Below are 1,243 nucleotides of genomic sequence, written 5' to 3' on the forward strand. Positions count from 1 at the left end.
CGGTTTTTTCACCCAATCTCTTGCCGACCGCGATCCTGAGCTGTTTGGCTCGATCACGTCCGAGCTGGGCCGCCAGCGCGATGAGATCGAGCTGATCGCGTCGGAAAACATCGTCTCGGCGGCGGTGATGGAGGCGCAGGGCTCGGTGATGACCAACAAATACGCCGAGGGCTATCCGGGCCGGCGCTATTATGGCGGCTGCCAGTTCGTCGATATCGCCGAGAACCTCGCCATCGACCGCGCCAAACAACTGTTCAACTGCGGCTTTGCCAATGTTCAACCGAACTCGGGCTCACAGGCCAACCAGGGCGTGTTCCAGGCGCTGATCAAACCCGGCGACACCATTCTGGGTATGAGCCTGGATGCCGGGGGTCACCTGACCCACGGCGCGCGCCCGAACCAGTCGGGCAAATGGTTCAACGCCGTGCAATACGGCGTGCGCCAGCAGGACAACATGCTGGACTATGATCAGGTCGAGGCGCTGGCCAAGGAACACCAGCCCAAGCTGATCATCGCCGGCGGCTCGGCCATCCCGCGCCAGATCGACTTTGCCCGCATGCGCGCGATCGCCGACATGGTCGGCGCCTATCTGCATGTGGACATGGCGCATTTCGCCGGTCTGGTGGCGGCGGGCGAACACCCCTCTCCTTTCCCGCATGCGCATGTGGCGACCACCACCACCCACAAGACCCTGCGCGGTCCGCGTGGGGGCATGATCCTGACCAATGATGAAGATATCGCTAAGAAAGTGAATTCGGCGATCTTTCCGGGCATTCAGGGCGGCCCGCTGATGCATGTGATCGCCGCCAAGGCGGTGGCCTTTGGCGAGGCGCTGCGGCCCGAGTTCAAATCCTACATCCAGCAGGTCGTCACCAACGCGCAGGCGCTCAGCGATCAGCTGATCAAGGGCGGTCTGGATACGGTCACCCACGGCACCGACACCCATGTGGTGCTGGTCGATCTGCGCCCCAAAGGGGTCAAGGGCAACGCCACCGAAAAGGCTCTGGGCCGGGCGCATGTCACCTGCAACAAGAACGGCGTGCCGTTTGACCCCGAGAAGCCGACGGTCACGTCGGGCATCCGCCTGGGCAGCCCCGCCGGCACCACCCGCGGCTTTGGCGAGGCTGAGTTTCGCCAGATCGCCGACTGGATCATCGAAGTCGTCGACGGCCTCGCCGCCAATGGCGAAGACGCCAACAGCGCCGTCGAGGCCAAGGTCAAAGCCCAGGTCGCAGACCTTTGC

1 protein-coding gene is annotated in these 1,243 nt (G+C 63.7%); it reads left to right on the plus strand.

Translation table 11 applies throughout. The features are described from left to right. On the plus strand, positions 1 to 1,243 hold a 1,243-nt coding region (gene glyA / locus Q5Y75_RS28320), incomplete at both ends, for a serine hydroxymethyltransferase (protein ID WP_306203644.1).

The sequence above is a fragment of the Ruegeria discodermiae genome (assembly GCF_030758345.1).
Lineage (GTDB): Bacteria > Pseudomonadota > Alphaproteobacteria > Rhodobacterales > Rhodobacteraceae > Ruegeria_C.